This window comes from Streptomyces glaucescens (assembly GCF_002154375.1).
In the GTDB taxonomy this organism is placed as follows: domain Bacteria; phylum Actinomycetota; class Actinomycetes; order Streptomycetales; family Streptomycetaceae; genus Streptomyces; species Streptomyces glaucescens.
This window is the reverse complement of the sequence record NZ_MUND01000188.1, coordinates 1-24454: the sequence shown is the minus strand read 5'-3', so window position 1 is coordinate 24454 and position 24454 is coordinate 1. Positions and strand designations below refer to the sequence as shown.

The 24454-nt window shown below is 73.5% G+C and carries 27 protein-coding genes; 19 read left to right on the top strand and 8 right to left on the bottom strand.

The features are described from left to right. Positions 1-504 precede the first annotated feature (504 nt). The gene (locus tag CCN42_RS13985) at positions 505-792 is read right to left on the bottom strand and encodes a type II toxin-antitoxin system Phd/YefM family antitoxin (protein ID WP_086735847.1); all 288 of its coding nucleotides are present in this window, start codon (positions 790-792) and stop codon (positions 505-507) included. A gap of 73 nt (positions 793-865) precedes the next feature. Between CCN42_RS13985 and CCN42_RS13980 the strand changes: the two genes are divergently transcribed. From CCN42_RS13980 to CCN42_RS13970, 3 genes are all read left to right on the top strand, one after another. Then, positions 866-1513 (top strand): ATP-dependent Clp protease proteolytic subunit, encoded by a 648-nt coding sequence (locus CCN42_RS13980; protein WP_086735843.1) that lies wholly within the window; start codon positions 866-868, stop codon positions 1511-1513. A 7-nt stretch (positions 1514-1520) separates the two neighbouring features. After that, entirely contained in the window at positions 1521-1829 is a 309-nt protein-coding gene (locus CCN42_RS13975) for a hypothetical protein (RefSeq protein WP_086173400.1), read from the top strand. Positions 1830-2396: 567 nt separating this feature from the next. After that, complete coding sequence (locus CCN42_RS13970; protein ID WP_086173401.1) at positions 2397-2870, top strand: C40 family peptidase; 474 nt, start codon at positions 2397-2399, stop codon at positions 2868-2870. 137 nt (positions 2871-3007) lie between these two features. Here the strand turns inward: CCN42_RS13970 and CCN42_RS13965 are convergent, their stop codons facing one another. Beyond that, positions 3008-3463: an ATP-binding protein gene (locus CCN42_RS13965; protein ID WP_086735841.1), complete on the bottom strand. Its 456-nt coding sequence runs from the start codon at positions 3461-3463 to the stop codon at positions 3008-3010. A 214-nt stretch (positions 3464-3677) separates the two neighbouring features. On the opposite strand from CCN42_RS13965, the gene CCN42_RS13960 reads away from it, so the two are divergent. Beyond that, positions 3678-4538 (top strand): helix-turn-helix domain-containing protein, encoded by an 861-nt coding sequence (locus tag CCN42_RS13960; protein ID WP_086735839.1) that lies wholly within the window; start codon positions 3678-3680, stop codon positions 4536-4538. A 10-nt stretch (positions 4539-4548) separates the two neighbouring features. Next, positions 4549-4770 carry a DUF397 domain-containing protein gene (locus CCN42_RS13955; RefSeq protein WP_086735837.1) on the top strand — a complete coding sequence of 74 codons (222 nt, stop codon included), beginning with the start codon at positions 4549-4551 and terminating at the stop codon, positions 4768-4770. 44 nt (positions 4771-4814) lie between these two features. On the opposite strand, the gene CCN42_RS13950 is transcribed toward CCN42_RS13955, so the two are convergent. Then, positions 4815-5942 (bottom strand): 8-amino-7-oxononanoate synthase, encoded by a 1128-nt coding sequence (locus CCN42_RS13950; RefSeq protein ID WP_086735835.1) that lies wholly within the window; start codon positions 5940-5942, stop codon positions 4815-4817. A gap of 148 nt (positions 5943-6090) precedes the next feature. Between CCN42_RS13950 and bioB the strand changes: the two genes are divergently transcribed. The 4 genes from bioB (at position 6091) to CCN42_RS13930 (ending at position 10205) form a co-directional block, all read left to right on the top strand. Continuing rightward, positions 6091-7317 carry a biotin synthase BioB gene (gene bioB / locus CCN42_RS13945; protein ID WP_086735833.1) on the top strand — a complete coding sequence of 409 codons (1227 nt, stop codon included), beginning with the start codon at positions 6091-6093 and terminating at the stop codon, positions 7315-7317. Next, positions 7310-8590: an adenosylmethionine--8-amino-7-oxononanoate transaminase gene (locus CCN42_RS13940; RefSeq protein WP_086170581.1), complete on the top strand. Its 1281-nt coding sequence runs from the start codon at positions 7310-7312 to the stop codon at positions 8588-8590. The genes bioB and CCN42_RS13940 overlap by 8 nt, the downstream gene beginning before the upstream one ends. A gap of 1 nt (position 8591) precedes the next feature. Continuing rightward, positions 8592-9314, top strand: a complete 723-nt coding sequence (gene bioD / locus CCN42_RS13935; RefSeq protein WP_086735831.1) for a dethiobiotin synthase — start codon at positions 8592-8594, stop codon at positions 9312-9314. A 198-nt stretch (positions 9315-9512) separates the two neighbouring features. Next, on the top strand, positions 9513-10205 hold the full coding sequence (locus CCN42_RS13930; protein ID WP_086735829.1) for a class I SAM-dependent methyltransferase: 693 nt from the start codon (positions 9513-9515) through the stop codon (positions 10203-10205). Between the two features lie 9 nt (positions 10206-10214). On the opposite strand, the gene CCN42_RS13925 is transcribed toward CCN42_RS13930, so the two are convergent. Then, positions 10215-10589, bottom strand: a complete 375-nt coding sequence (locus tag CCN42_RS13925) for a fic family toxin-antitoxin system, toxin component (RefSeq protein WP_086170584.1) — start codon at positions 10587-10589, stop codon at positions 10215-10217. Positions 10590-10593: 4 nt separating this feature from the next. Next, positions 10594-10812, bottom strand: a complete 219-nt coding sequence (locus CCN42_RS13920; RefSeq protein WP_043498687.1) for a hypothetical protein — start codon at positions 10810-10812, stop codon at positions 10594-10596. A 137-nt stretch (positions 10813-10949) separates the two neighbouring features. On the opposite strand from CCN42_RS13920, the gene CCN42_RS13915 reads away from it, so the two are divergent. The 8 genes from CCN42_RS13915 to mug all read left to right on the top strand — a co-directional run bounded on the left by CCN42_RS13915 (position 10950) and on the right by mug (position 20490). Next, the gene (locus tag CCN42_RS13915) at positions 10950-11807 is read left to right on the top strand and encodes an ABC transporter ATP-binding protein (RefSeq protein WP_245877272.1); all 858 of its coding nucleotides are present in this window, start codon (positions 10950-10952) and stop codon (positions 11805-11807) included. A 3-nt stretch (positions 11808-11810) separates the two neighbouring features. Further along, positions 11811-14378 carry an ABC transporter permease gene (locus CCN42_RS13910; RefSeq protein ID WP_086735827.1) on the top strand — a complete coding sequence of 856 codons (2568 nt, stop codon included), beginning with the start codon at positions 11811-11813 and terminating at the stop codon, positions 14376-14378. A gap of 120 nt (positions 14379-14498) precedes the next feature. Beyond that, a complete protein-coding gene (locus tag CCN42_RS13905; RefSeq protein WP_086735845.1) occupies positions 14499-14927 on the top strand; it encodes a GNAT family N-acetyltransferase in 429 nt (142 codons plus the stop codon). A gap of 157 nt (positions 14928-15084) precedes the next feature. After that, positions 15085-16413: a hemolysin family protein gene (locus CCN42_RS13900; RefSeq protein WP_086735825.1), complete on the top strand. Its 1329-nt coding sequence runs from the start codon at positions 15085-15087 to the stop codon at positions 16411-16413. Further along, the gene (locus CCN42_RS13895) at positions 16410-17423 is read left to right on the top strand and encodes a hemolysin family protein (RefSeq protein ID WP_086735823.1); all 1014 of its coding nucleotides are present in this window, start codon (positions 16410-16412) and stop codon (positions 17421-17423) included. The genes CCN42_RS13900 and CCN42_RS13895 overlap by 4 nt, the downstream gene beginning before the upstream one ends. Before the next feature lie 104 nt (positions 17424-17527). Further along, positions 17528-18325 (top strand): SGNH/GDSL hydrolase family protein, encoded by a 798-nt coding sequence (locus tag CCN42_RS13890; RefSeq protein ID WP_086735821.1) that lies wholly within the window; start codon positions 17528-17530, stop codon positions 18323-18325. Positions 18326-18490: 165 nt separating this feature from the next. Beyond that, positions 18491-19933 (top strand): adenylosuccinate lyase, encoded by a 1443-nt coding sequence (gene purB, locus CCN42_RS13885; protein WP_086735819.1) that lies wholly within the window; start codon positions 18491-18493, stop codon positions 19931-19933. An 11-nt stretch (positions 19934-19944) separates the two neighbouring features. Next, the gene (gene mug, locus CCN42_RS13880) at positions 19945-20490 is read left to right on the top strand and encodes a G/U mismatch-specific DNA glycosylase (RefSeq protein WP_086735817.1); all 546 of its coding nucleotides are present in this window, start codon (positions 19945-19947) and stop codon (positions 20488-20490) included. Between the two features lie 16 nt (positions 20491-20506). On the opposite strand, the gene CCN42_RS13875 is transcribed toward mug, so the two are convergent. Genes CCN42_RS13875 through CCN42_RS13865 form a run of 3 tightly spaced genes read right to left on the bottom strand, consistent with a single transcriptional unit; the run spans position 20507 to position 22639 of the window. Next, a complete protein-coding gene (locus CCN42_RS13875) occupies positions 20507-20950 on the bottom strand; it encodes a hypothetical protein (RefSeq protein WP_086735816.1) in 444 nt (147 codons plus the stop codon). 40 nt (positions 20951-20990) lie between these two features. Beyond that, on the bottom strand, positions 20991-21716 hold the full coding sequence (locus CCN42_RS13870) for an ABC-2 transporter permease (RefSeq protein ID WP_086735814.1): 726 nt from the start codon (positions 21714-21716) through the stop codon (positions 20991-20993). Positions 21717-21718: 2 nt separating this feature from the next. Next, complete coding sequence (locus CCN42_RS13865) at positions 21719-22639, bottom strand: ATP-binding cassette domain-containing protein (RefSeq protein WP_086735812.1); 921 nt, start codon at positions 22637-22639, stop codon at positions 21719-21721. A 108-nt stretch (positions 22640-22747) separates the two neighbouring features. Here CCN42_RS13865 and CCN42_RS13860 point away from each other — a divergent pair, with 108 nt between their 5' ends. Next, positions 22748-23902, top strand: a complete 1155-nt coding sequence (locus CCN42_RS13860; RefSeq protein ID WP_086735811.1) for a sensor histidine kinase — start codon at positions 22748-22750, stop codon at positions 23900-23902. A gap of 14 nt (positions 23903-23916) precedes the next feature. Next, a partial coding sequence (locus CCN42_RS13855) for a response regulator transcription factor (protein ID WP_086735809.1) occupies positions 23917-24454 on the top strand: 538 nt, incomplete at its 3' end.

The window sequence follows — 24454 nt, the reverse complement described above, 5'->3', positions numbered from 1 at the left end:
GGCGTGCCGCTGGCGTGCCGCTGGCGTGCCGCTGCCGGGCCGCCACGAGGAGGCGGGCCGCCGGACGGGGCGCCGCGCGGCGGCGAGAGGCGGAGCCGCCGAGAAGCCAGTCGCGGGCCGCCGACGCGGTATTGCGCGGCCGGGAGGGGCGAGGCCGCCGCCGAGGGGCCAGCCGTGCCGGCCGCCCACGGGGTGCCGCAGGGGCCCCGCGTCCGGGAGGGGCCGGTCGACTGCGGGACCGCCCGCCGGGGCGCCGCGCCGCCGAGGGGCCAGAGCTCAAGAAAGGCCGGCCGTACGCCGGGGCGCCGCGGGAGGAGGACCGCCGGGAGGAGGCGAACCGCCCGCCGAGGGCGCCAGCCGTGCGGGCGCCGATGCGCGGCTGGGTGCGGGACGCCGCCGGGCGCCGAGCCGTCGCCGGGGCCGCAGCCGGGCCGGCGTCGGAAGGGGGACGTCGCGAGGAGGTGTGGCACGACGGGGGCAGGCCCGACGCGCAGCCCGAGGCCGCTACGAGGGCTCCGGCCCCCGGTGTTCCGCCGCGATGCCGAAGCGCCCGCGTTCGCGGGGAGCGGACGCGACCTCGCCGACGCGGGAGACGGCGCTGATCACCTGCTCCTCCTCCGGCTGCCCGGACGGCTTCTGCTCTTCGAGTCGCTCCAGGTCGGCGGCCGAGACGAGGGCGACGAGGGGCTTGCCGTGGCGGGTCACGACGACGCGCTCGCCGCCGTAGACCACCCGGTTGATCAGATCGGCCAGTTCCGCCCGGGCTTGCGTCACCGGAATCTCATACGCCATGGTCTCCACATTACGTCACGTACATCCTGTACATTTTTTACGGAGACAGCTCCGTCACGAGGAGGGATCCGCCATGACCCGAGAGTCCGTCCCGCCGTCCGCCCGCCACGTCCTGCCCGAGTTCACCGAACGCACCGGCTTCGGCCACCGGACGATGGATCCGTACGCCAAGCTGCTGGAAGAGCGGATCGTGTTCCTGGGCACGCCGGTCGACGACACCGCGGCGAACGACGTGATCGCCCAGTTCATGCACCTGGAGTACCGGGACCCGGACCGGGACATCTCGCTGTACATCAACTCCCCCGGCGGCTCCTTCACCGCCATGTCGGCGCTCTACGACACCATCCGGTTCGTGACCTGCGAGGTGGAGACGGTCTGCCTCGGGCAGGCCGGCTCCACCGCGGCGGTGCTGCTGGCCGCCGGGACCCCGGGCAAGCGATACGCCCTGCCCGGCGCCCGGGTGGTGATCCGTCAGCCCGCGCTGCTCGACCCGGCCGAGGGCCAGGCCGCCGATCTGGCGATCCAGGCGGAGGAGTTGACCCGGGTGCGCGGCCGCATGGAGGAGTTGCTGGCCCGGCACACCGGGCGCGACCGGGAGCGGGTGAGCGCCGACATCGAGCGGGACCGGGTCCTCACCGCGCCGCAGGCGCTGGAGTACGGCCTGATCGACCGGATCGTCACCGACCGCAGGGGACCGGGCACCGCGCCCGGCGCGAGGTGATCCGCCGATGCTGCCGCCGGAACTGCCGCCGCTGCCCGCCCTCACGCGCGCCGAGGGCGAGTTGATCGACCGTTATCTGGAGGTGGTGGACCTGCTCGGCCGGATCAATCCCGGCCGGCCGGGTCACACGTACGGCGGACTGCGCGCCGCCCAGGCCCTGGTGACCAAGGCCGCCGCCCTGCGGGACGCGTTGGCGGTGATGCACCGGCGGGGCGAGACCGAGCTGCACGCGCCCACGCTCGCGCGGGCGCTGCGCGTGCTCGACGGCGAACGCCGCACGGCGCGCGTCACCCTTCCGCCGCGCTCCGACAGTTGACGCACCGGACGCGCGGTCAGGTAATTCCGCGCAGGTCACGGGGTGTCCGCGACACGCCTGAAACGGACTGAACGGATTACCCACGTTCGGCGTAGCCAAGGCTCCTTTTTCGGGGTGGCTCAGGTTGCGCCGAGGTCGGCCCACCGGGGCGGAATTGAGCATTCCGCCGCTGGTCCGGGGGCCCTTGACGGCCTTGACACCCGATCCCTCGTCAGTGTGTCCACCCGAACGGGTGAGTGGTGAGGAACACCACAAATCCCCGGTTCCGTTGGGATTTTCGGACATCCGTGAGTCAAGATCCCTGTCTGACGACAAGACCCCGCCACCGCGGCGGGGCGATCCGGGCGGACGCCGAGTCCTGCCGCCGCCCGGATGACCGGTCGACAGGAGTGGATCGGCAGGAGTGGAGGACCCAAGCACGACGGGTCGCCGGAACGGTCAGCCCCCCGCGGGGAGGCGCCGGGCCGAGCAGCCCTTGGGGTGAAGCCGCGGCAACGCGGCCGGGCAACTTCGCCAGCCCGAATCCGACAGGTCATCCTTCACAGGCGGCTGACGAAGGGTTTGCGCATGACCGCGCTCAATCGTGTCCCGTCGCTCATGGCCCGGGCCGGAACGGCCTCGGCTCTGACTCTCGCCGCGGTGGGCGGCTCCGTGGTCGCGCCCGGCTTCGCCTCCGAGGCCGCGGCCGCCACGCCGGCCTACAAGGCGCTCCAGGTAGCGGCCTCGAAGAAGGGCTCCCCGTACAAGTGGGGCGCCACCGGACCCAGGAGGTTCGACTGCTCGGGGCTCACCCTCTACTCGTACAAGAAGGCGGGCAAGTCCCTGCCGCGTACGGCAGCCCAGCAGTACAACAAGACGCGCCACATCTCGCCCGGCAACCGCAAGGCCGGGGACCTGGTGTTCTTCCACTCGGGGTCGAACGTGTACCACGTGGGGATCTACGCCGGAAAGGGGAAGATCTGGCACGCCCCCAAGACCGGGGACGTCGTGCGCCTGCAGAAGATCTGGACGAAGAGCGTCTGGTACGGCCGGGTCAAGTGACCCCTGCGGGCCGCTGACGGCGCACTTGACCCGCCGTCACCGCGCCCGGGACTGCCCGTGAGCGACCACACCGGGCCCGTGCACGCGTACGCGTGTGCGGGCCCGGCCCTCGTTCCGGGGGACGGCCCGCGTGGCGGTCAGGGCTCCTGCTGCCCCGCCGTGACCGGCCGGGCCGGGATCCTCCACGGCAGTTCGATGGCGACGGTCTTGCCGCCCTCGCGGGTGGGGCGCACTCGCAGCCGGCCTCCGCACTCGGCGGTCAGGCAGCGGATGATCACCATGCCGCGCCCGTTGTCCTGCTGCACGGCGGCCGGCAGCCGCTTGGGGAACCGGGGGTGGCTGTCGGTCACCCCGATGCGCAGGTGCTCGTCCCGGTCGAGCCGGACGTCCACCGTGAACGTGGGTGACTGCCCGAAGGTGTGCTGTACGGCGTTGGTGGCCAGTTCGGAGACGATCAGCCGGATCGTGTCGGCCACGTCGGTGTCCGGCGGCAGACCCCACTCCGCCAGGGTGCCGACCACGTAGGCGCGAGCCGCGGAGACCGAGGCGGGATCGCTCGGCAGAGTGACGGATGCTTCCAGATGGTCTGCCATGGCGGTGTCGACCCTTTCCCACGGGACCGCGGACCGACACGAAAAGGCGGGGGTTCGAGTACGGTCCCGGACTGGTGCTTCGTCGCCAGACTGCCACTCCGGAGCCGCTCCCGGTGGCGATCCACCAAGATATGCATATATCTGTCGCTCGAAGCGGTGAACTCTGCGACGGCAGACCGTATTCGGGCGGCCCGGCTGGAGTAAGGAGGAGCCCATGCAGCACGGTCCCGCGGTGCGCCGCCGGAAACTGGGCGCCGAACTGCGTGCGCTGCGCACGGGTGCCGGCCTGACGAGTGGGGAGGCGGCCCGGCTGGTGGGCTGGCACCAGTCCAAGGTGAGCCGGATCGAGACGGGCGCGAGCGGGGTGAGACCGGCCGACGTCCGGTCGCTGCTCGACGCCTACGGGGTGCGGGACCCCCATCTGCGGGAACTGCTGCTGGTGCTGGCCGGCTCGGGCGGCGGGCAGGGCCGCGACCACTGGTGGCACGCCTACCGCGGGGTGCTGCCGCCCACCTACCGCGACTTCATCAGCCTGGAGTCCCAGGCCAGCGGTATGCGCACGCTGGAGACCTCGGTGGTGCCCGGATTGCTCCAGACGGCGGAGTACGCCCGCGCGGTGACCCGGGCCGCCGTGGAGGGCCTGGACGAGGAGCGGCTGGACACGCTGGTGGAGGTGCGGCTGGCCCGGCAGGACGTGCTGCGGTCCCGGCCGCCGCTGGCACTCAGCGCGGTGCTGGACGAGGCGGTGCTGCGGCGCGAGGTCGGCGGCCCGGACGTCATGCACCGCCAGCTGCTGCGGCTGCTGGAGGCGGCACGGCTGCCCCAGGTGAGGCTTCAGGTACTGCCGTTCTCCGCGGGAGCGCACATCGGCGTTACGGGGCCTTTCGTTATCTTCTCATTCTCGAACACTTCCGATCTGGATGTAGTTGTTCTCGACCACCTGACGAGTAGCCTCTATCTCGAACGGAAAGAAGACGTTGGGGCCTACACCGAGGCGTTCGACGCTCTTCGGAACAACGCCCTGTCGACCGAGGAATCGCTGGATTACATCGCCGGGATAGCTGACGGCGCGTAAGGAGGCACCTATGACCGCACTGCCTCGGAACGTACCTTCCCCTACCCATCTGTCCGAGGTGCGCTGGCTGCGCAGCAGCTACAGCACGGGAGCGAACAACTGCGTGGAGACGGCCAGGACCCGCTCGGGCCCCTGGGCCGGACTGCTCGCGGTGCGCGACTCCAAGAACCCGGCCGGACCCGCACTGCTCTTCTCCCCCCAGAGCTGGGCGAGGTTCACGGCCGCCGTCTGACCCTCTCGTCCGTCACAGGCGACGCACGGCCGTGTCACGCCGACTCATGGTCGCGTCTCGCCGATCACACGTACAGCGCGTTCGATCTGGTCCCCGGAGAGGTCCGCGCGAGCCGTCAGCCGCAGCCGGGAGACGCCGTCGGGCACGGAAGGAGGGCGGAAACAGCCGACGGCGAGCCCGGCGGTCCGACAGTCGGCCGCCCAGCGCACGGCGCTCTCCGGGGACGGCGCGCGCACCGAGACCACCGCCCCGTCCGGCCGGACCGCCGCATGACCCGCGGCCGTCAGCCGGGCGTGCAGCTCGCCCGCCACCGCGCGGGCCCGCTCCGCCCGCTCCGGCTCGCGGCGCAACAGCCGCAGGGCCGCGAGGGCCGCGCCCGCCGCCGCCGGGGCGAGCCCCGTGTCGAAGATGAACGTCCGGGCCGCGTTCACCAGGTGGTCGATCACCCGGGCGGGTCCCAGCACGGCACCGCCCTGGCTGCCCAGCGACTTGGACAGGGTGACCGTCACGACGACGTCCTCCGCGCCCGCCAGGCCCGCCGCGTACGCGGCGCCCCGGCCGCCCGCCCCGAGCACCCCGAGGCCGTGCGCGTCGTCGGCCACCAGACCCGCGCCGTGCTCCCGGCAGGCCGCCGCCAGCCCGGCCAGCGGGGCCGCGTCGCCGTCCACCGAGAACACCGTGTCGGACACCGTCACGGCGGGCCCGTCATGGGTCTGCAGCGCCTTGCGCACCGCGTCCGGGTCGGCGTGCGCCACCACCTGGGTGGTGCCGCGGGCGAGCCGGCAACCGTCGATCAGGGAGGCGTGGTTGCCGGCGTCGGAGACGATCAGCGAGCCGTGCGGGGCCAGCGCGGTCACCGCGGCCAGGTTGGCGGCGTAGCCGGAGGAGAAGACCAGGGCGGCCTCGAAGCCGCAGAAGTCGGCCAGCTCGCGTTCGAGTTCGCCGTGCAGTTCGGTGGTGCCGGTGACCAGCCGGGAGCCGGTCGCGCCGCCGCCCCATACCTGGGCCGCGCGGGCCGCTCCCTCGGTGACCTCCGGGTGGCGGGCCAGGCCCAGGTAGTCGTTGCTCGCGAGGTCCAGCAGCGGCGAGTCGGCGGGCCGGGGCCGCAGGGTCCGCACGAGTCCGGCCCGGCGGCGCAGCTCCGCCTGCTCGTCGATCCAGCCGAACACCATGGGTCCTCCGGGGGATTTTGTAGGCAGTGCACAGACACTAGCGGCCCGGTCCGCAGGCCAGGATGTGGCAATCCACACACGACGAAGTGGCGCTGTTGTACGAACTCTCCTTGGCCACGGGCCCCTCCGTAGGACAGGATCGGCTCTCATGGACCTGCTGAACACGCTGGTGGACAAGGGGCTTCGGCGCGAGCTGCCGACCCGCGAGGAGGCGCTGGCCGTCCTCGCGACGACCGACGACGAACTGCTCGATGTGGTGGCCGCGGCCGGAAAGGTGCGCCGCCACTGGTTCGGCCGACGGGTGAAACTCAACTATCTCGTCAACTTGAAGTCCGGACTGTGTCCGGAGGACTGCTCCTACTGCTCCCAGCGGCTCGGCTCCAAGGCCGACATCCTGAAGTACACCTGGCTCAAGCCCGACGAGGCCTCGCAGGCCGCCGCCGCGGGCCTGGCCGGCGGTGCCAAGCGGGTCTGCCTGGTGGCGAGCGGGCGCGGTCCGACGGACCGGGACGTGGACCGGGTCTCCGAGACGATCAAGACGATCAAGGAGCAGAACGAGGGCGTCGAGGTGTGCGCGTGCCTGGGCCTGCTCTCCGACGGCCAGGCCGAGCGGCTGCGTGAGGCGGGTGCCGACGCCTACAACCACAACCTGAACACGTCCGAGGGGACGTACGGGGACATCACGACCACGCACACGTACGCCGACCGGGTCGACACCGTGCAGAGGGCGCACGCGGCGGGCCTGTCGGCGTGCTCGGGGCTGATCGCGGGCATGGGCGAGAGCGACGAGGACCTGGTCGACGTCGTCTACTCGCTGCGCGAGCTGGACCCGGACTCGGTCCCGGTCAACTTCCTGATCCCGTTCGAGGGCACGCCGCTGGCCAAGGAGTGGAACCTCACCCCGCAGCGCTGTCTGCGCATCCTGGCGATGGTCCGGTTCGTCTGCCCCGACGTCGAGGTGCGGATCGCGGGCGGCCGGGAGGTGCATCTGCGCAGCATGCAGCCGCTGGCGCTGCACCTGGCCAACTCCATCTTCCTGGGCGACTACCTCACCAGCGAGGGCCAGGCCGGCAAGGCCGACCTGGAGATGATCGCGGACGCCGGGTTCGAGGTGGAGGGCGCGGGCGAGGTGACGCTGCCGGAGCACCGGGCGGCGGCCGGGGGCGGCTGCGGCTCGCACACGGACACGGCGGGCGGCGGCTGCGGCGCGCACGCGAGTGCCGGGTGCGGGTCCCACCAGGACGCCGGGTGCGGGTCCCACGAGGGGGGCGGGGTGTGCGGCACGGCCGCTGCCGTGCCCGCCGGTGAGCCGCGCACCGATCTGGTCGCGGTGCGCCGCCGGGGTGCCGGAACGGACCTCGCGCCCAATGCCTGAGCTGAGCGTGCCGGAGCTGCTGGAACTCGACCGGCGGCACGTCTGGCATCCGTACGGCCCGATGCCGGGACGGCAGGTTCCGCTCGTCGTGGAGTCGGCGAGCGGGGTGCGGCTCAAGCTGGCGGGCGGCTCCGAGGAGCTGGTCGACGGGATGTCCTCCTGGTGGTCGGCGATCCACGGCTACAACCACCCGGTGCTGAACGAGGCGGCGCGCGAGCAGCTGGCGCGGATGAGCCATGTCATGTTCGGCGGGCTCACCCACGAGCCCGCCGTACGGCTCGCGAAGCTCCTTGTCGACTTGTCACCCGAGGGACTCGAGCATGTGTTCCTCGCCGACTCCGGTTCGGTGTCGGTCGAGGTCGCCGTCAAGATGTGCCTGCAGTACTGGCGTTCGCTGGGCCGTCCCGAGAAGCGCCGGATGATGACCTGGCGGGGCGGCTACCACGGGGACACCTGGCAGCCGATGGCGGTCTGCGACCCCCAGGGCGGTATGCACGAGCTGTGGAGCGGAGTGCTGCCGCGCCAGGTGTTCGCGGACCCGCCGCCGGCCGGGTACGAGGAGACGTACGCCGACCACCTGCGCGCGCTGATCGCCGAGCACGCCCACGAGCTGGCCGCGGTGATCGTGGAGCCGGTGGTGCAGGGCGCGGGCGGCATGCGGTTCCACTCCCCCGCCTATCTGCGGGTGCTGCGGGAGGCGTGCGACGCGCACGACGTGCTGCTGGTGTTCGACGAGATCGCCACCGGGTTCGGCCGTACCGGCGCGCTGTTCGCGGCGGAGCACGCGGCGGTGTCACCGGACGTGATGTGCGTGGGCAAGTCGCTGACCGGCGGCTATCTCACCCTGGCGGCGACCCTCTGCAACGCCCGGGTGGCCGACGGGATCTCGCAGGGCGAGGTGCCGGTGCTCGCGCACGGACCGACCTTCATGGGCAATCCGCTGGCCGCGGCGGTGGCCTGCGCCTCGATCGAGCTGCTGCTCGGCCAGGACTGGCTCGCCGAGGTCAAGCGGATCGAGGCGGGCCTGCGGGACGGGCTCGCCCCGGCCGCCGAGCTGCCCGGAGTACGGGAGGTACGGGTCCTCGGCGCCATCGGAGTGGTGCAGCTCGACCACCCCGTCGACATGGCGGCGGCGACCGCGGCGGCCGTGCGTGAGGGCGTGTGGCTGCGGCCGTTCCGGGACCTGATCTACACGATGCCGCCCTATGTCACGGGCGACGCGGATGTGGCACGCATCGCGCGCGCGGTGTGCGCCGCGGCACGGGAGGGATGACATGCCGGTCCTGATGATCACGGGGACGAACACGGAGGTCGGCAAGACCGTCGCGACGGCCGCCGTCGCCGCGGCGGCGCTCGCGGCCGGCCGGTCGGTGGCCGTGCTGAAGGCCGCGCAGACCGGCGTACGGCCGGACGAGCGCGGCGACGCCGACGAGGTGGCCCGGCTCGCCGGTCCCGTCACGGCGACGGAACTGGCCCGCTACCCCGAGCCGCTGGCGCCTGGAACGGCGGCCCGGCGGGCCGGGATGGCACCGGTGCACCCGCAGGACGTCGCCGAGGCGGCGGCCAAGCTGGCCACCGAGCACGATCTGGTGCTGGTGGAGGGCGCGGGCGGGCTGCTCGTCCGCTTCGACCCGGCGGGCGGCACGCTCGCCGACGCGGCGGCGCTGCTCGGCGCGCCGGTGCTGCTGGTGGCCTCGGCGGGCCTGGGCACGCTGAACATCGCCGAGCTGTCCGCCCGCGAACTGCGCGGTCGTGGCGTGGAACTGGCCGGTGTGGTGATCGGCAGCTGGCCCGCCGAGCCCGACCTCGCCTGCCGCTGCAATGTGGCGGACCTGACCGAGGTCACGGGTGCCCCGCTGCTCGGCGCGCTCCCGGAGGGCGCCGGTTCCCTCGCCCCCGCCGCCTTCCGCGCCGCGGCCCCGGACTGGCTGGCGCCCCGGCTGGACGGGATGTGGGACGCGGAGGCGTTCCGGGTGCGGGAGGCGACGGGACGGTAGCGGGCGGGACGGTCACGCCGGGGCGGTGGCGCGGGGTGGTGGCGCCGAGGCCGTGAAATGCCGGGGCGGTGGTGCCCGCAGGTGCCGCCGGGGACGGCGGTACCGGCGGGTGCCGCCGTCCGTGCGCAGGCGAGGGTGCGCGGGGGCCGATACGGGGGACAATCCCCGAAGGAGCAGTCCGCCCTCAGGGAGGTCCCCATGCCCCTTCCGTTCGCCGGTGCCGGCAAGGCGGCGCGGGATCCCGTGCACCATCCGCTGTTCGCCCGCTGCTACGCCCGGCTCAGCGTGGCCGCCGAGACCCGGATGGGCATGGCCGGGGTGCGCGACCGGCTGCTCGCCGGGCTGTCCGGGCGGGTGCTGGAGGTCGGCGCGGGCAACGGCCTGAACTTCGCGCACTATCCGGGGACGGTCGCCGAGGTCGTGGCGATCGAACCGGAGCGCGTGCTGCGGCAGCTGGCCGTGGAGGCCGCCGTGCGCGCCGGGATGCCGGTGGACGTGGTGCCGGGCGCGGCGGAGGCGCTGCCGGTCAAGAGCGAGGGCTTCGACGCGGTCGTGCTGTCGCTGGTGCTGTGCAGCGTGCGGGACGTGCCGCGGGCGCTCGGCGAGGTGCGGCGGGTGCTCCGGCCGGGCGGTCAGGTGCGGTTCTTCGAGCACGGGCGGGGCGGTGGCCGGGCGATGCGGCTGACCCAGCGCGTCCTGGACCGCACGGTGTGGCCGCCGCTGAGCGGCGGCTGCCACGTGGGCCGGGACCCGGTGGCCGCGCTGCGGGACGCCGGGTTCGAACTGGGGCCGTACCGGCGGCTGCTGATGCCCGAGAAGGGGCCGGTGCTGCCCGCCTCGTACTGCGTGCTGGGCACGGCCTGGCGGCCCCCGGCGCCGGTGCGCCCGTAGGCCTTCCGGTCACCGGCACCAGTGGCGCAGTTCGCGCGCGATCTCGTGCACCGACGCCTCGCCCGACTTGACCAGCCGGGCCAGGTCGCGGACCTGTTCGGGCGAGGTGACGACCTTGAAGCCGCTGGCGACCAGGTAGGCGTAGGCGACCGCGGAGGCGAACAGCGCGTTGGAGCGCTCCAGCGCGGGGATGTGGATCAGCTGCTGGAGCAGGGCGGCGGCGCGGGTGTGCGGGGAGTCGTAGACGGGGACGTCGAATATCTCGGCCTGGTGCCGGGCGACCGCGGCGACGAGCGCGCCCCAGTCGGTGACCTGTGGGTCCCCGGGGGTCCTGTGCTCGGCGAGCATCAGCAGCCAGGCGAGGTCGATGCGCACATCGCTCAAGGGATCAGCGACCGCCCTCGCCGAACTCCTCGGCGAACACCTTCTCGTACTGCTTCATGAAGTCGGCGGCGGCCTCCACGAAGGTGTGACCGGCCTCCCCGGTGTCCTGCCGGACCAGTTCCTCGATGTAGCGGTTGACGCTCATCCCGCGGGCCAGGGCGCGTTCCCGGGCGGCCCGGGCCGTGTCCTCGTCCACCCGCACGTTCAGCTGGGTCTTCGCCATACCTCGACGCTAGCGCCGGGGCGCTAGCACCGGCAAGGGCGCCCGTCCCGCCCGATGAGGTGTACCGGTGTGCGCCGGGTCACATTACGCTCGGCCGGGACAAGGAAGTCCGCCCGTCCCCGAGCTAGGAGGCAGCCTTGTCCACTCCTGCGGAGCACGTCCCGGGGCTCGCGTCCGCGGGCGCGGTCGCCGCCCGCGCCCGCGCGCTGACCAAGTCGTACGGCTCGGGCGAGACGGCCGTGCTCGCCCTGGACTCGGTGGACGTGGACATCGCGCGCGGCCGGTTCACGGCCGTCATGGGGCCCTCGGGGTCCGGCAAGTCCACCCTGATGCACTGTCTCGCCGGGCTGGACACGGTCTCGGCCGGGCAGGTCTGGCTCGGCGAGACAGAGATCACCGGGCTGAAGGAGCGGGAGCTGACCCGGCTGCGGCGGGACCGGATCGGGTTCATGTTCCAGTCGTTCAACCTGATCCCCACGCTGAACGCGCTGGAGAACGTCACCCTGCCCATGGACATCGCGGGTCGCCGGCCCGACCCGAAGTGGCTGGACCAGGTCATCGACACGCTCGGGCTGCGGGACCGGCTCCGGCACCGGCCGGCGCAGCTGTCCGGCGGCCAGCAGCAGCGCGTGGCCTGCGCGCGGGCGCTCGCCGCCCGGCCGGAACTGATCTTCGCCGACGAGCCCACCGGCAACCTCGACTCGCGGGCCGGGCTGGAGGTGCTGGGGATCCTGCGGGAGGCCGTGGACGAGCTGGGGCAGACCGTCGTCATGGTCACCCACGACCCGGGCGCCGCCGCCCACTCCGATCTGGTGCTGTTCCTCGCGGACGGCCGGATCGTCGACGAGATGGGCCGTCCGTCGGCGGAGGCGGTGCTGGAGCGCATGAAGCGCTTCGACGTGATCCGCGGACCGTTCGACCGGTCCCCCGGCACCGCCCGGTCCCCCGGCACCGACCGCCCCATCGGCACCGAGCGACCCATCGGCGAGGGCTGACCCGTGCTGAAGGCGACGCTCAGGAGTTTCCTCGCGCACAAGGGCCGGTTGCTTCTCTCGGCGCTGGCGGTGGTGCTGTCCGTGGCGTTCGTGGCGGGCAGTCTCATCTTCTCGGACACCGTCAGCCGTACCTTCGACCGGCTGTTCGCCTCGTCGGCGGCCGATGTCACGGTCGGCCCGAAGGAGAACCTCGACGAGACGGTGCCCTCCGGGGCCACGGCCACGCTGCCCGCCGCGCTCGCCGACCGGGTGGCCCGGGTCGACGGGGTGGCCGCGGCCCGCGCGGAGGCCGAAGTGGAGGACATCACGGTCGTCGACGCGGAGAACGAGTCCGTGAGTCCCACGACCGGCGCCCCCACCATCGGCAGCGCCTGGAACCCGACCGGCCGCAGCCCCGTGGAGCTCGGCTCCGGGCGCGCCCCGCGCGGCCCCGGCGAGGCGCTGCTGGACGCGCGGTCCGCGGACCGCACGGACGTGAGGATCGGCGACACCCTGACCGTGGTCGCGCCGCCGGGGTCGTTCCAGGCGCGCGTCGTCGGCATCGTCACCTTCACCACCACCAATCCCGGCACGGCCCTGCTGTTCATGGACCCGCAGACCGCCCGGACGAAGCTGCTCGGTGACGCCGGCGCGGCCACCTCCATCACCGTCGACGCGGCGCCCGGGGTGAGCGACGAGACGCTGAAGCGGCGGGTGGCGGACGCGCTGGGCGCCGACCGCTACCTGTACCGGACCGCCGGTGAACAGGCTCAGTCGGACGTCGAGGAGCTGGGCGGATTCCTCGACGTCATCAAATACGTGATGGTCGGCTTCGCCGGGATCGCCGTGCTCGTGGGCGTGTTCCTCATCGTGAACACCTTCTCGATGCTCATCGCCCAGCGCACCCGCGAGCTGGGGCTGCTGCGCGCGCTCGGCGCCGACCGGCGTCAGGTGCGCCGCTCGGTGCTGGCCGAGGCGCTGCTGCTCGGCCTGGTCGGCGCCACGCTGGGCCTGGTCACCGGCATCGCGCTGGCGGCCGGGCTGATCGAGCTGATGGGCCTGCTCGGCATGAGCATCGACACCACCGAGATGGTGATCGGCTGGGCGACTGTGGTGACGGCGTACGTCGTCGGTGTCGGCGTCACCTTCGTGGCGGCCTATCTGCCCGCCCGGCGCGCGGCGGCCGTGTCGCCGATGGCGGCGCTCTCGGACGCGGAGGTCGCCGGGGTGGGCCGGCCGCTGCGGCTGCGCGCGCTGGCCGGCACGGTGGTCGGCGCGGCCGGGGCGGCGGCGCTCGCGGGATGTGCGGCAGCGGCCGAGACCGGGCCGGCGACGTCGCTGCTGGGTCTCGGCGTCGTGCTGACGCTGATCGCGACCGTCGTCGCGGGGCCGCTGCTGGTGCGGCCGGTGATCCGTGTGCTGGGCGCCGCCTTCCCGGCGCTGTTCGGGCCGGTGGGGCGGATGAGCCAGCGCAACGCCCTGCGCAATCCGCGCCGTACGGGGGCCACGGCGGCAGCCCTCATGGTGGGGCTCGCGCTGGTCGGCGGGATGTCGGTGGCCAGCGCCTCGATGACCGAGTCCTTCGACCGGCAGATCGACAAGACGCTGGGCGCGGACTTCGTCGTCCAGAGCGGCAACTTCACGCCGTTCCCCCGGGAGATCACCGAGGCGGTGCGCGGCACCGAAGGGGTCGGTCTGGTGGTCCGCTCGGCGTTCACCCCGATCGCGGTGCGGCTGCCCGACGGCGACCGGGTGGAGACGACGGCGGCGGGCTACGAGCCGCGGCTCGACGAGGTCGCCAACATCACGTACGCGCGGGGCGGTACGGCGTCCGCGCTCGCCGAGGGGCGGCTGGCGATGGACGCGGACTTCGCGCGCGAGCACGGGGTGCGGGTCGGCAGTGTGCTGCCGGTGGAGTTCCGGGGCGGGCGGACGGCCGAGCTGACGGTGGGCGCGCTGACCGACCAGGAGACCGCAGAGGGCTTCGGCACCACCGGCGGGATCTACTTCGGCATGGGCACGGTCGAGCGGTACGCGCCGGGCGGCCAGGACGCCGCCGTCTATGTGAACGCCGCGGCGGGCACGGACGCCGGCGAGCTGCGTGCCGCGCTGGAGCGGACCCTCGATCCGTATCCGCAGCTACAGGTGCGGGACCTGGCGGACTACAAGCAGCTCGTCCGCGACCAGATCGCCGTACTGCTCTATCTCGTCTACGCCCTGCTCGGTCTCGCGATCATCATCGCGGTGCTCGGCGTGGTCAACACCCTCGCTCTGTCGGTGGTGGAGCGGACCCGGGAGATCGGGCTGCTGCGCGCGATCGGGCTGGGGCGGCGGCAGCTGCGGCGGATGATCCGGCTGGAGTCGGTGGTGATCGCGGTGTGCGGGGCCGTCCTCGGGCTCGCGCTCGGACTGGTCTGGGGGGTGTGCACCCAGCAGGTGCTGGCGCTGCAGGGCATGACCGCGCTGGCGATCCCCTGGGGCACGATCGTCGCCGTGGTGGTGGGGGCGGCGTTGATCGGCGTGGTGGCGGCCCTGCTGCCGGCGTTGCGCGCCTCCCGGATGAACGTGCTGGCGGCCATCGCCCACGAGTGAGGGCACCGCGGCGGCCGGCCCGCTCGGGCCCCGGGACGAGGAGCGGCGACGCCGTGCGGGCACGGTGTCCGCATCATGGAATCCGGCGTCCCGCGCGGTGCTCCGTGGTGGGATGTCGGCATGAGTGAGCTGCGGATACGGGCCGCAACGGCCGACGACCTCGACAGCGTGCTGGCCTTCTGGAAGACCGCGGCCGAGGGGACGAGCATCAGTGACGACCGGGACGGGGTCGAGCGGCTGGTCGCCCGGGACCCCGAGGCGCTGGTCCTGGCCGAGCGGGCGGGCGAACTGGTGGGCACCGTGATCGCCGGGTTCGACGGGTGGCGGTGCCATCTCTACCGGCTGGCGGTGCATCCGCGGCGGCGCCGGCAGGGCATCGGCACGGCGCTGCTCGCCGCGGCGGAGGAGCGCTTCGTACGGCTGGGCGGGCGCCGCGCGGACGCGATGGTGCTCACCCGGAACGAGACCGCGCACCACGCCTGGGCCGCCGCCGGGTACGCCTCGGAGGAGCAATGGCGGCGCTGGGTGAAGCCGCTGGCCGAATCCTGAGCCCCGCCCCCGACTCTTTTTGCCGAGCCTTTACTCTGGGAGGATCACTCGGTCCTCCAGATGAAAGATGTGAACGTCCCCCCATGGGCGCCCCTCCCCGTACCCGACATCGCGCGATCCCCCAGGCACTGGCCGACCATGGGACGGAGGTGACCCGATGATCGAAGTGCTCCTCCTGCTGGTGGCCATCGCGCTGTCGCTGATCTGCGGCGCCTTCGTCGCGGCCGAGTTCTCCCTGACCACGGTCGAGCGCGGCGACCTGGAGGCCGCCGCCGAGCGCGGTGAGCGCGGCGCGGCCGGCGCGCTCAAGGCCGTCCGCAGTCTGACCTTCCAGCTCTCCGGCGCCCAGCTCGGCATCACCGTCACCAACCTGGTCGTCGGCATGCTCGCCGAGCCGTCGATCGCCCGGCTCATCGCGGGCCCGTTGCGCGGCCTCGGCGCCTCCGCGTCCACGGCCTCGTCGATCGCCCTGGTCATCGGCACCGCGCTGTCGACGGTGTTCCTGATGGTCGTGGGCGAGCTGGTGCCCAAGAACTGGGCGATCTCCTCCCCGCTGGCCGTCGCCAAGCGAGTGGGCAACGCCCAGCGCTGGTTCAGCGCGCTGTTCCGGCCGTTCATCACCCACCTCAACAACACCGCCAACCGCGTGGTGCGCCGCTTCGGCATCGAGCCCGCCGAGGAGCTGGCCTCCGCGCGCGGGCCGCAGGAACTCGCCGCGCTCGCCCGGCACTCCGCCCGGGAGGGCGCTCTGGAGCCGGACACCGCCGAGCTGTTCGTGCGGACCCTCAACCTCGCCGACCTGACCGCGGAGAACGTGATGACGCCTCGCGTCCAGGTGATCGCCCTCGATGTCCAGGCCACCTGCGAGGACGTCGCGAACGTCACCCGGGCGACCGGGCTGTCCCGGTTCCCGGTCTACCGCGGCAGCCTCGACTCCGTCGTGGGCACCGCGCACATCAAGGACGTCCTGGCCCTCCCCGCCGAACGCCGGGCCCGGGTGCCCGTCTCCGAGCTGATGCGCGAGCCGCTGCTGGTGCCGGAGACGCTGACCGTCGACCGGCTGCTGGACCGGCTGTCCGGCCGGCGGACGATGGCCGTGGTCATCGACGAGTACGGCGGCACGGCGGGTGTCGCGACGCTGGAGGACATCGTCGAGGAGGTCGTCGGCGAGGTGCGCGACGAGCACGACCCGCACGAGACGCCCGACCTGGCCCCGGCCGGCACCGACGTGGACGGCCACGCGCTGTACTCGGCGGACGGGGCCGCCCGGATCGACCAGCTGACCCGCGTGGGCCTGCGGGCGCCGGACGGGCCGTACGAGACGCTGGCCGGGCTGGTCGCCACCGAGCTGGGGCGGATCCCGGCCGTCGGGGACGTGGTGGCGGTCGCCGGCTGGCGGCTGGAAGTGGTGGACGCCTCCGGGCGCAGGGCGGCGCGGGTGCTGTTGCACGCGCCGCTGGACGAACAGAAGGGGGCGCGGGCATGACCGTCGTACAGCTGCTGATCGGTCTGGCGACCCTCGTCGTCAACGCCTTCTTCGTGGGCGCCGAGTTCGCGCTGATCTCGGTGCGGCGCTCGCAGATCGAGCCGTACGCCGAGCAGGGCGACCGGCGGGCCAAGAGCGTGCTGTGGGGTCTGCGGCACGTGTCCGCGCTGATGGCGGCGGCACAACTCGGGATCACCCTGTGCACGCTGGTCCTGGGCGTGGTCGCCGAACCGGCCATCGCGCATCTGCTGGAGCCCGTCTTCCACGCGATGGGCGTGCCGAGCGGTGCCGGGCACGCGGTGTCGTTCGTCATCGCGCTGGCCCTGGCGACGTATCTGCACATGCTGCTGGGCGAGATGGTGCCGAAGAACATCGCACTCGCCGAGCCGGTGCGCAGCGCGCTGCTCCTCGGGCCGCCGCTGGTCACGCTGTCACGGGCGCTGCGGCCGGTGATCTTCACGGTCAACGCCTTCGCCAACGCCCTGCTGAAGCTGCTGGGCATCCATACCCGGGACGAGGTGACGTCGACCTTCTCGGACGCCGAGCTGGCCCGGCTGGTCAAGGACTCCGGTGCGGCGGGACTCATCGACGACCGGGCGCAGGAGCGCCTGCACGACGCGCTGGAGCTGGGCCGGCGGCCGGTGCGCGATGTCGTCCTGCCCCTGGAGCGCGTGGTCTACGCGCGCGTGGGCGTCACCCCGGAGGAGCTGGAAGGCCTCTCGGCCCAGTCGGGCTTCTCCCGCTTCCCCGTGGTCGACGAGGGCCGCCGGATCGTCGGCTACCTCCATGTGAAGGACGCCCTGGACGCCTCCGCGCGCGATGTGCCGTTCCGGCTGCGCGACATGCGGCCCATCGCCCGGGTGCGGGAGGCGACCCCGCTGGACGACGTCCTCACCGCGATGCGCCGCAGCCGCACCCACGTGGCGGCGGTGCTGGGCGCGGACGGGCGGCTGGCGGGGCTGGTGACCATGGAGGACGTGCTGCGGGAGCTCTTCGGACAGCGGGCCTGAGGTACTGCTCCGGCCCCGGCCCGGCTCCGGCTCGGCTCCGGCTCGGCTCCGGCGCCGGGTGACCGACCGATGGGTATGTGCTTCGGGATACCATCGGTGCCGCCATGCAGAAGAACTCCCCTCCCACGCACGCCAGCCTCGTCGCGGTCGGCGACTCCTTCACCGAGGGCATGTCGGACCTGATGCCCGACGGCACCTACCGGGGCTGGGCCGATCTGCTCGCCGCACGGATGGCCGCCCGCGCGCCCGGCTTCCGGTACGCCAACCTGGCGGTGCGCGGCAAGCTCATCGGGCAGATCGTCGACGAGCAGGTGGACGTGGCCGCGGCCATGGGCGCCGATGTGATCACCCTGGTCGGCGGCCTCAACGACACCCTGCGCCCCAAGTGCGACATGGGCCGGGTGCGGGGCCTGCTGGAGGAGGCCGTCGAAAAGCTGGCGCCCGCCTGCCGGCAGCTCGTGCTGATGCGCAGCCCCGGCCGGCAGGGGCCCGTCCTGGAGCGGTTCCGGCCGCGCATGGAGGAGCTGTTCGCCTGCATCGACCAGCTCGCCGCCCGGCACGGCGCGCTCGTCGTCGACCTGTATGCCGCGCCCTCGCTGGCCGACCCGCGGCTGTGGGACGTGGACCGGCTGCACCTGACGGCCGACGGACACCGCCGGGTCGCCGAGGCGGTCTGGCAGACCCTGGGCTACGAGCCGGAGGACCCGGACTGGCACGTCCCGCCGCCGGCCGGCGCACCGCCCGGCTGGGTCACCCGCCGGGTCGCCGACCTCCGCTTCACCCGGCAGCATCTGCTGCCGTGGATCGGACGGCGGCTGACCGGCCGCTCCTCCGGGGACGGCCGCCCGCCGAAACGGCCCGACCTGCTGCCGTACGAGACCGCGGTCGACACCGGGCGGTGACGCGGGTGCCGACGGCACCACGGGTGCGGGGGCAGCGACGTGGGCCGCTCACGGGAGTGCGGGACCGGCCCGACAGAGGTGCGGGTGCGTGATCCGCGTCTCGTAGCTTCCGCCCAAGGATCCCGTGGCGCTGGCCTGCACGAACCGCCAGTAGAATCTGGACACGTGACTTCAGCGCCCGCCAAGCCCCGCATCCCCAACGTCCTCGCCGGACGCTACGCCTCCACCGAGCTCGCCACGCTCTGGTCGCCCGAGCAGAAGGTGAAACTGGAGCGTCAGCTCTGGCTCGCCGTGCTGCGGGCCCAGAAGGACCTCGGGATCGAGGTGCCGGACGAGGCGATCGCCGACTACGAGCGCGTCCTCGACACCGTCGACCTCGCCTCCATCGCCGAGCGCGAGAAGGTCACCCGGCACGATGTGAAGGCGCGGATCGAGGAGTTCAACGACCTCGCCGGGCACGAGCACGTGCACAAGGGCATGACCTCCCGCGACCTCACCGAGAACGTCGAGCAGCTGCAGATCCGGCTCTCCCTGGAGCTGATGCGCGACCGCACGGTCGCCGTGCTCGCCCGCCTCGGGAAGCTGTCCGCCGAGTACGCCGAGCTGGTCATGGCCGGCCGCTCGCACAACGTCGCCGCGCAGGCCACCACCCTCGGCAAGCGGTTCGCGACGGCCGCCGACGAGCTGCTGGTCGCCTACGGCCGCGTCGAGGAGCTGCTCGGCCGCTACCCGCTGCGCGGGATCAAGGGCCCGGTCGGCACCGCCCAGGACATGCTGGACCTGCTCGGCGGGGACGCCGCGAAGCTGGCGGACCTGGAGGGCCGCATCGCCGCGCACCTCGGCTTCTCGCAGGCCTTCACCTCGGTCGGCCAGGTCTACCCGCGCTCCCTGGACTACGAGGTCGTCACCGCGCTGGTGCAGCTGGCCGCCGCGCCGTCCTCGCTCGCCAGGACCATCCGGCTGATGGCCGGGCACGAACTGGTCACCGAGGGCTTCAAGCCGGGCCAGGTCGGCTCCTCCGCGATGCCGCACAAGATGAACACCCGCTCCTGCGAGCGCGTCAACGGCCTCATGGTCGTCCTGCGCGGCTACGCCTCGATGACGGGCGAGCTGGCCGGCGACCAGTGGAACGAGGGCGACGTGTCCTGCTCGGTGGTGCGCCGCGTCGCGCTGCCGGACGCGTTCTTCGCGCTCGACGGCCTGCTGGAGACGTTCCTGACCGTGCTCGACGAGTTCGGCGCCTTCCCGGCCGTCGTCGCCCGGGAGCTGGACCGCTACCTTCCGTTCCTCGCCACCACCAAGGTGCTGATGGGCGCGGTGCGGGCGGGCGTCGGCCGCGAGGTCGCGCACGAGGCCATCAAGGAGAACGCCGTCGCCTCCGCGCTCGCCATGCGCGAGCAGGGCGCCGAGCGCAACGAACTCCTCGACAAGCTGGCCGCCGACGAGCGCATCCCGCTCGACCGCGCCGGGCTGGACGCGCTGATGGCCGACAAGCTGTCCTTCACGGGCGCCGCCGCCGACCAGGTCGGCATCGTCGTGGCCCGGATCGAGGAGATCGTGAAGCAGCACCCGGAGGCCGCGGGCTACACGCCCGGGGCCATTCTCTGACGCGCCCCACGATGGCCCGCTTCACCCCCGCGGAGCTGGAGGCCGCCCGCGACCGGCTCGTGCCGGACGTCGTCGCGGACGGCCTCCGCGTGCTGTTCTGCGGCATCAACCCCGGTCTGATGACCGCCGCGACCGGCCACCACTTCGCCCGCCCCGGCAACCGGTTCTGGCCCGTGCTGCACCTGTCCGGGTTCACGCCGCGGCTGCTGAAGCCCGCCGAGCAGCGGGAGCTGCTGTCGTACGGGCTCGGCATCACCAACGTGGTGGCGCGGGCCACGGCCCGGGCCGACGAGCTGACCGCCGAGGAGTACCGCGAGGGCGGGCGGCAGCTGGCCCTGAAGGTGGCGCGGCTGCGCCCGCGCTGGCTCGCGGTGGTCGGGGTCACCGCCTACCGGGCGGCTTTCGACGACCGCAAGGCCCGGGTGGGCCCCCAGGAGCGGGGCATCGGGGACACGCGCGTGTGGGTGCTGCCCAACCCCAGTGGGCTGAACGCCCATTGGACGGCGCAGACGATGGCCGAGGAGTTCGCCCGGCTGCGGGCCGCCGCGGAGGACTGACCGGCGGGGCGTCCCCTCACGGCGGGTCCGTGTCCGTGACCACCGCGAGCAGCCGTATCGCGTCCGCCGGGTCCCGGTCGGCCACGGCGAGGGCCACCCAGCGGCCGGTACCGTCCGCCCGCCACACGTACGCCTCGTCGGTGAGCTGGCTCAGGCTCGCCCACGGCTCCGGTATCTCCTCGCCGCGCAGGCCGCGCACCCGCAGCGTCAGCGTGCCCCACGCGGGCACCGTGCCCCACCGCTCGTGCAGCCGTCCGGCGACGGCCTCCCTGCGGGCGTCGGCATCCTCCGCCGCCGTCTCCCCCGCCGTCTCCCATGACGCCTCCTCCCTCTCCCCCGCCGGCAGTTCCGCCATGAAGTAGCCCGGGCCCGCCCGGCCCACGTCCGACCAGCCGTGCTCCGCGGGGAAGGGGCGCAGGCACAGCCGGTCGATCGTGTCCAGGCACCGTGCGATGTCCATGGCGCCAGTAAACCCGGCACCACTGACAATTGGCGTGGCGTCAGGCGTCCCGCCGCCGCACGCTCCACGCGCCGGCCGCCACCACGGCCGCCGTCCACAGCGCGGTCACCGCGAGCCCGCTCCACGGGCCGAGGGACCCGTCCGGGCTCGCGTGCAGGACGACTTGGCCCGCGCGGTCGGGCAGGTACTCGGGCAGACCGCCCGCCGCGGTCCCGAGGACGAACGACACCACGAGCAGCAGCGGGACGAGGATGCCGAGCGCACCGACGGCGCTGCGGAGCAGGGCGGTGAGCCCCGCCGCGAGCAGGGCCATCAGGGCGAGGTAGAGGCCGCAGCCGGCCACCCCGCGCAGTTGCTGCCCTGCCGTGAGCCCGTCGGCGGCGGAGCCCAGGCCCGCGCGGGCCACCAGCAGCGAGGCGGCGCCCGTGACCAGCCCGGTGAGGAACGCCGGCACCGCCACGCCGGTCAGCTTGGCCGCGTACCAGCGGCCCCGCTGGGGCACCGCGGTGAAGGCGAGGCGCAGTCCGCCGCCGGTGAACTCGGAGGAGACGGCGAGGGCGCCGAAGGCGATGACCGCGATCTGGCCGGGCCCGATCCCGAGGAACGCCGTGAACAGGGGGTCGAAGTCGGGGTCCGAGGTGCTGCCCGTGGCGGCGATCGCGGAGAACGCCGTCGTCACCGCGAACAGGGCGACGAGGGCGCCGTACAGCGCGCGCAGGGTGCGGATCTTCAGCCACTCGGCGTGCAGGACGGGGGTGAACGGCATGGTCAGGCCTCCTGGCGCTGGGCGGTGAACTCGGTCTCGGCGGCGGTCAGGTCGAGGTAGGCCTGTTCCAAGGTGCCCTCCTGGGCGGCGAGTTCGAGGAGGGGCAGGCGCGCCTCGGAGGCGAGGCGGCCGATGTCCTCCACGCGCGCGCGGCGCACGATCCAGCCGCCGTCCTCGTCGGGGGCGGCCTCGTGGCCGTGCCGGGCGAGCAGGTCCCGCAGCGCGCCGTCGTCGGTGGTGCGCACCCGGACGGCGGGCTGCACGCGCGCGTCGATGAAGGCGCGCATCGGCATGTCGGCGAGGAGCCGCCCCCGGCCGAGGACCACCAGATGGTCGGCGAAGGACGCGGTCTCGTTCATCAGATGGCTGGAGACCAGGACCGTACGGCCTTCGTCCGCGAGCCGGCGCAGCAGGGTGCGGATCCAGATGATGCCCTCGGGGTCGAGACCGTTGGACGGCTCGTCCAGCATGATCACGGGTGGGTCGCCGAGCAGGGCCGCCGCGATGCCGAGGCGCTGGCGCATGCCGAGGGAGTACGTCCTGACCCGGCGTCGGGCGGCCGTCGTGAGGCCCGTCCCGGCCAGCACCTCGTCCACGCGGGACAGCGGGATGCGGTTGCTCGCGGCGAGGGTGCGCAGGTGGTCGCGGCCGGTGCGCGAGCCGTGCGCGGCCTGGGCGTCGAGCAGGGCACCGACCTCGCGCAGCGGCTCGCGCAGCGCGGTGTAGGGGCGGCCGCCGACGGTGGCGGTGCCGGAGCTCGGCCGGTCGAGGCCGAGCACCAGCCGCATGGTGGTGGACTTGCCGGCGCCGTTCGGGCCGAGGAAGCCGGTGACCCGGCCGGGCGCGACGGTGAAGGTGAGGTGGTCGACGGCGCGCCGGGTGCCGTACTCCTTGCTGAGGTCTCGGACGTCGATGCTGGTCATGGCCTCAGACTGGCGTCCGTGGCGGGGGCGTCGCCTCCCCTGCGGGTGGAGATCGTCTCCCCCGCCCGGGGGAGGCCCGTTGTCGGTGGCGGCTGGCACGATGAGCCGATGGTCCGCTTTCTCCGCCCGCTGCTGCGCGGGACGACGTACACGCGCCTGCTGCATCTGTGGGTTCCGGTGCTGCTGGTCAGCGTGTGGTTGTTCATCGACATGGCGCGGCCGTGGGTGCCCGCCCTGGTGATGATCCCCGTGGGGCTGATCCCGGCCGTGCGGCGGGGCGAGGGGCTCCAGGCGCGGTTCATGCTCACGCCGGACGAGTCGGACTCGGGCATCTCCACGGCACCGTCGGCGACCTGGGGCGACCGGCTGCGCACCGTGGTGTGGCTGGAGGCCCGCATGCTGCTGGGCGCGCTCACCATCTTCCTGACGGTCTGGATGCCCATCGTCGCCGTCGATCTGGCCGAGGCGTCGCTCGGCCGGGAGCAGTACGACAATCCGGTCCTGCGGATCGCCGAACCGCACTGGGGGTACGCCTTCCTGGCTCCCCTCCCCCTGATCGTCATGGCCGCGGCGGTGGTGGGGCTCGGTGAGCTGATCACCGTGCTCGCGCGCAGGCTGCTCGGGCCGTCGGCGGCCGAGCGGCTGGCGGCTCTTGAGGAGCGCACCGAGCGGTTGCTGGAGCGCACCCGGATCGCGCGGGAGCTCCACGACTCCATCGGGCACGCGCTGACCGTGGCGGTGGTGCAGGCGGGCGCCGCGCGGGCGGCGGGCGATCCGGTGTTCACGGACCGGGCGCTCGGCGCGATCGAGGAGACCGGGCGGGCCGCGCTGGAGGACCTGGACCGGGTGCTGGGCATCCTGCGGGAGGCGGGGCGCCCGGCGAGCAGCCGGCCGACGCTGGCCGAGGCGGACCGGCTGCTGGAGTCCGCTCGGGCCTCCGGGACGAAGGTCGACGCGGAGTTCTCCGGGCCGCTGGCGGAGGTTCCCGGCCCGGTCTCCCGGGAGGGCTACCGCATCCTCCAGGAGGCGCTCACCAATGTGCTGCGGCACGCGGACGGCGTCCCCGCGCGGGTACGGGTCGCGGTCGCGGAGGGGCGGCTCGACCTGGAGGTCCGCAATCCGCTGCCGGCGGCGGTGCCCGGGCCGGGCCGGGACAGCGGCCTGCGCGGGATACGGGAGCGGGCCGCGCTGCTCGGCGGGCGGGCGCACACGGGCCCCGACGCCGGTGACTGGCAGGTGCACGTCGAGCTGCCGCTCGGCTGATCTACGCTGGGCGGGTGCCGCCGATCACCGTTCTGCTCGTCGACGACGAACCGCTCGTCCGCGCGGGCCTGCGTGCCGTCCTGGAGGCGCAGCCCGACCTGGAGGTGGTCGGGGAGGCCGCCGACGGGGCCGCGGTGATCCCGCTGGTGCGGCAACTGCGGCCGGACGTGGTCGCCATGGACGTGCGGATGCCGCTGCTGGACGGGATCGAGGCCACCCGCGCGGTGCTGCGGACCGTGCCGGATCCGCCGAAGATCCTCGTCGTCACGACGTTCGAGAACGACGAGTACGTCTACGAGGCGCTGCGGGCCGGGGCCGACGGGTTCCTGCTGAAACGGGCCCGCCCCGCGGAGATCGTGCACGCGGTGCGGCTGGTCGCCGAGGGTGAGTCGCTGCTGTTCCCGGCGTCCGTGCGGCAGCTGGCCGCCGAGTACGGCGACGGCGGCGGGAACCCGGCGGCACGGGCCGCGCTGGAACGGGCGCAGCTGACCGAGCGGGAGGCGGAGGTGCTGCGGCTGATGACGCGCGGTCTGTCGAACGCGGAGATCGCCG

Excerpts from the sequence above, each read along its gene's own strand:
- CCN42_RS13985 (WP_086735847.1), bottom strand. The coding sequence starts at position 792 with ATGGCGTATGAGATTCCGGTGACGCAAGCCCGGGCGGAACTGGCCGAT.
- CCN42_RS13980 (WP_086735843.1), top strand. The coding sequence starts at position 866 with ATGACCCGAGAGTCCGTCCCGCCGTCCGCCCGCCACGTCCTGCCCGAG.
- CCN42_RS13975 (WP_086173400.1), top strand. The coding sequence starts at position 1,521 with ATGCTGCCGCCGGAACTGCCGCCGCTGCCCGCCCTCACGCGCGCCGAG.
- CCN42_RS13970 (WP_086173401.1), top strand. The coding sequence starts at position 2,397 with ATGACCGCGCTCAATCGTGTCCCGTCGCTCATGGCCCGGGCCGGAACG.
- CCN42_RS13965 (WP_086735841.1), bottom strand. The coding sequence starts at position 3,463 with ATGGCAGACCATCTGGAAGCATCCGTCACTCTGCCGAGCGATCCCGCC.
- CCN42_RS13960 (WP_086735839.1), top strand. The coding sequence starts at position 3,678 with ATGCAGCACGGTCCCGCGGTGCGCCGCCGGAAACTGGGCGCCGAACTG.
- CCN42_RS13955 (WP_086735837.1), top strand. The coding sequence starts at position 4,549 with ATGACCGCACTGCCTCGGAACGTACCTTCCCCTACCCATCTGTCCGAG.
- CCN42_RS13950 (WP_086735835.1), bottom strand. The coding sequence starts at position 5,942 with ATGGTGTTCGGCTGGATCGACGAGCAGGCGGAGCTGCGCCGCCGGGCC.
- bioB (WP_086735833.1), top strand. The coding sequence starts at position 6,091 with ATGGACCTGCTGAACACGCTGGTGGACAAGGGGCTTCGGCGCGAGCTG.
- CCN42_RS13940 (WP_086170581.1), top strand. The coding sequence starts at position 7,310 with ATGCCTGAGCTGAGCGTGCCGGAGCTGCTGGAACTCGACCGGCGGCAC.
- bioD (WP_086735831.1), top strand. The coding sequence starts at position 8,592 with ATGCCGGTCCTGATGATCACGGGGACGAACACGGAGGTCGGCAAGACC.
- CCN42_RS13930 (WP_086735829.1), top strand. The coding sequence starts at position 9,513 with ATGCCCCTTCCGTTCGCCGGTGCCGGCAAGGCGGCGCGGGATCCCGTG.
- CCN42_RS13920 (WP_043498687.1), bottom strand. The coding sequence starts at position 10,812 with ATGGCGAAGACCCAGCTGAACGTGCGGGTGGACGAGGACACGGCCCGG.
- CCN42_RS13905 (WP_086735845.1), top strand. The coding sequence starts at position 14,499 with ATGAGTGAGCTGCGGATACGGGCCGCAACGGCCGACGACCTCGACAGC.
- CCN42_RS13900 (WP_086735825.1), top strand. The coding sequence starts at position 15,085 with ATGATCGAAGTGCTCCTCCTGCTGGTGGCCATCGCGCTGTCGCTGATC.
- CCN42_RS13895 (WP_086735823.1), top strand. The coding sequence starts at position 16,410 with ATGACCGTCGTACAGCTGCTGATCGGTCTGGCGACCCTCGTCGTCAAC.
- CCN42_RS13890 (WP_086735821.1), top strand. The coding sequence starts at position 17,528 with ATGCAGAAGAACTCCCCTCCCACGCACGCCAGCCTCGTCGCGGTCGGC.
- mug (WP_086735817.1), top strand. The coding sequence starts at position 19,945 with ATGGCCCGCTTCACCCCCGCGGAGCTGGAGGCCGCCCGCGACCGGCTC.
- CCN42_RS13875 (WP_086735816.1), bottom strand. The coding sequence starts at position 20,950 with ATGGACATCGCACGGTGCCTGGACACGATCGACCGGCTGTGCCTGCGC.
- CCN42_RS13870 (WP_086735814.1), bottom strand. The coding sequence starts at position 21,716 with ATGCCGTTCACCCCCGTCCTGCACGCCGAGTGGCTGAAGATCCGCACC.
- CCN42_RS13865 (WP_086735812.1), bottom strand. The coding sequence starts at position 22,639 with ATGACCAGCATCGACGTCCGAGACCTCAGCAAGGAGTACGGCACCCGG.
- CCN42_RS13860 (WP_086735811.1), top strand. The coding sequence starts at position 22,748 with ATGGTCCGCTTTCTCCGCCCGCTGCTGCGCGGGACGACGTACACGCGC.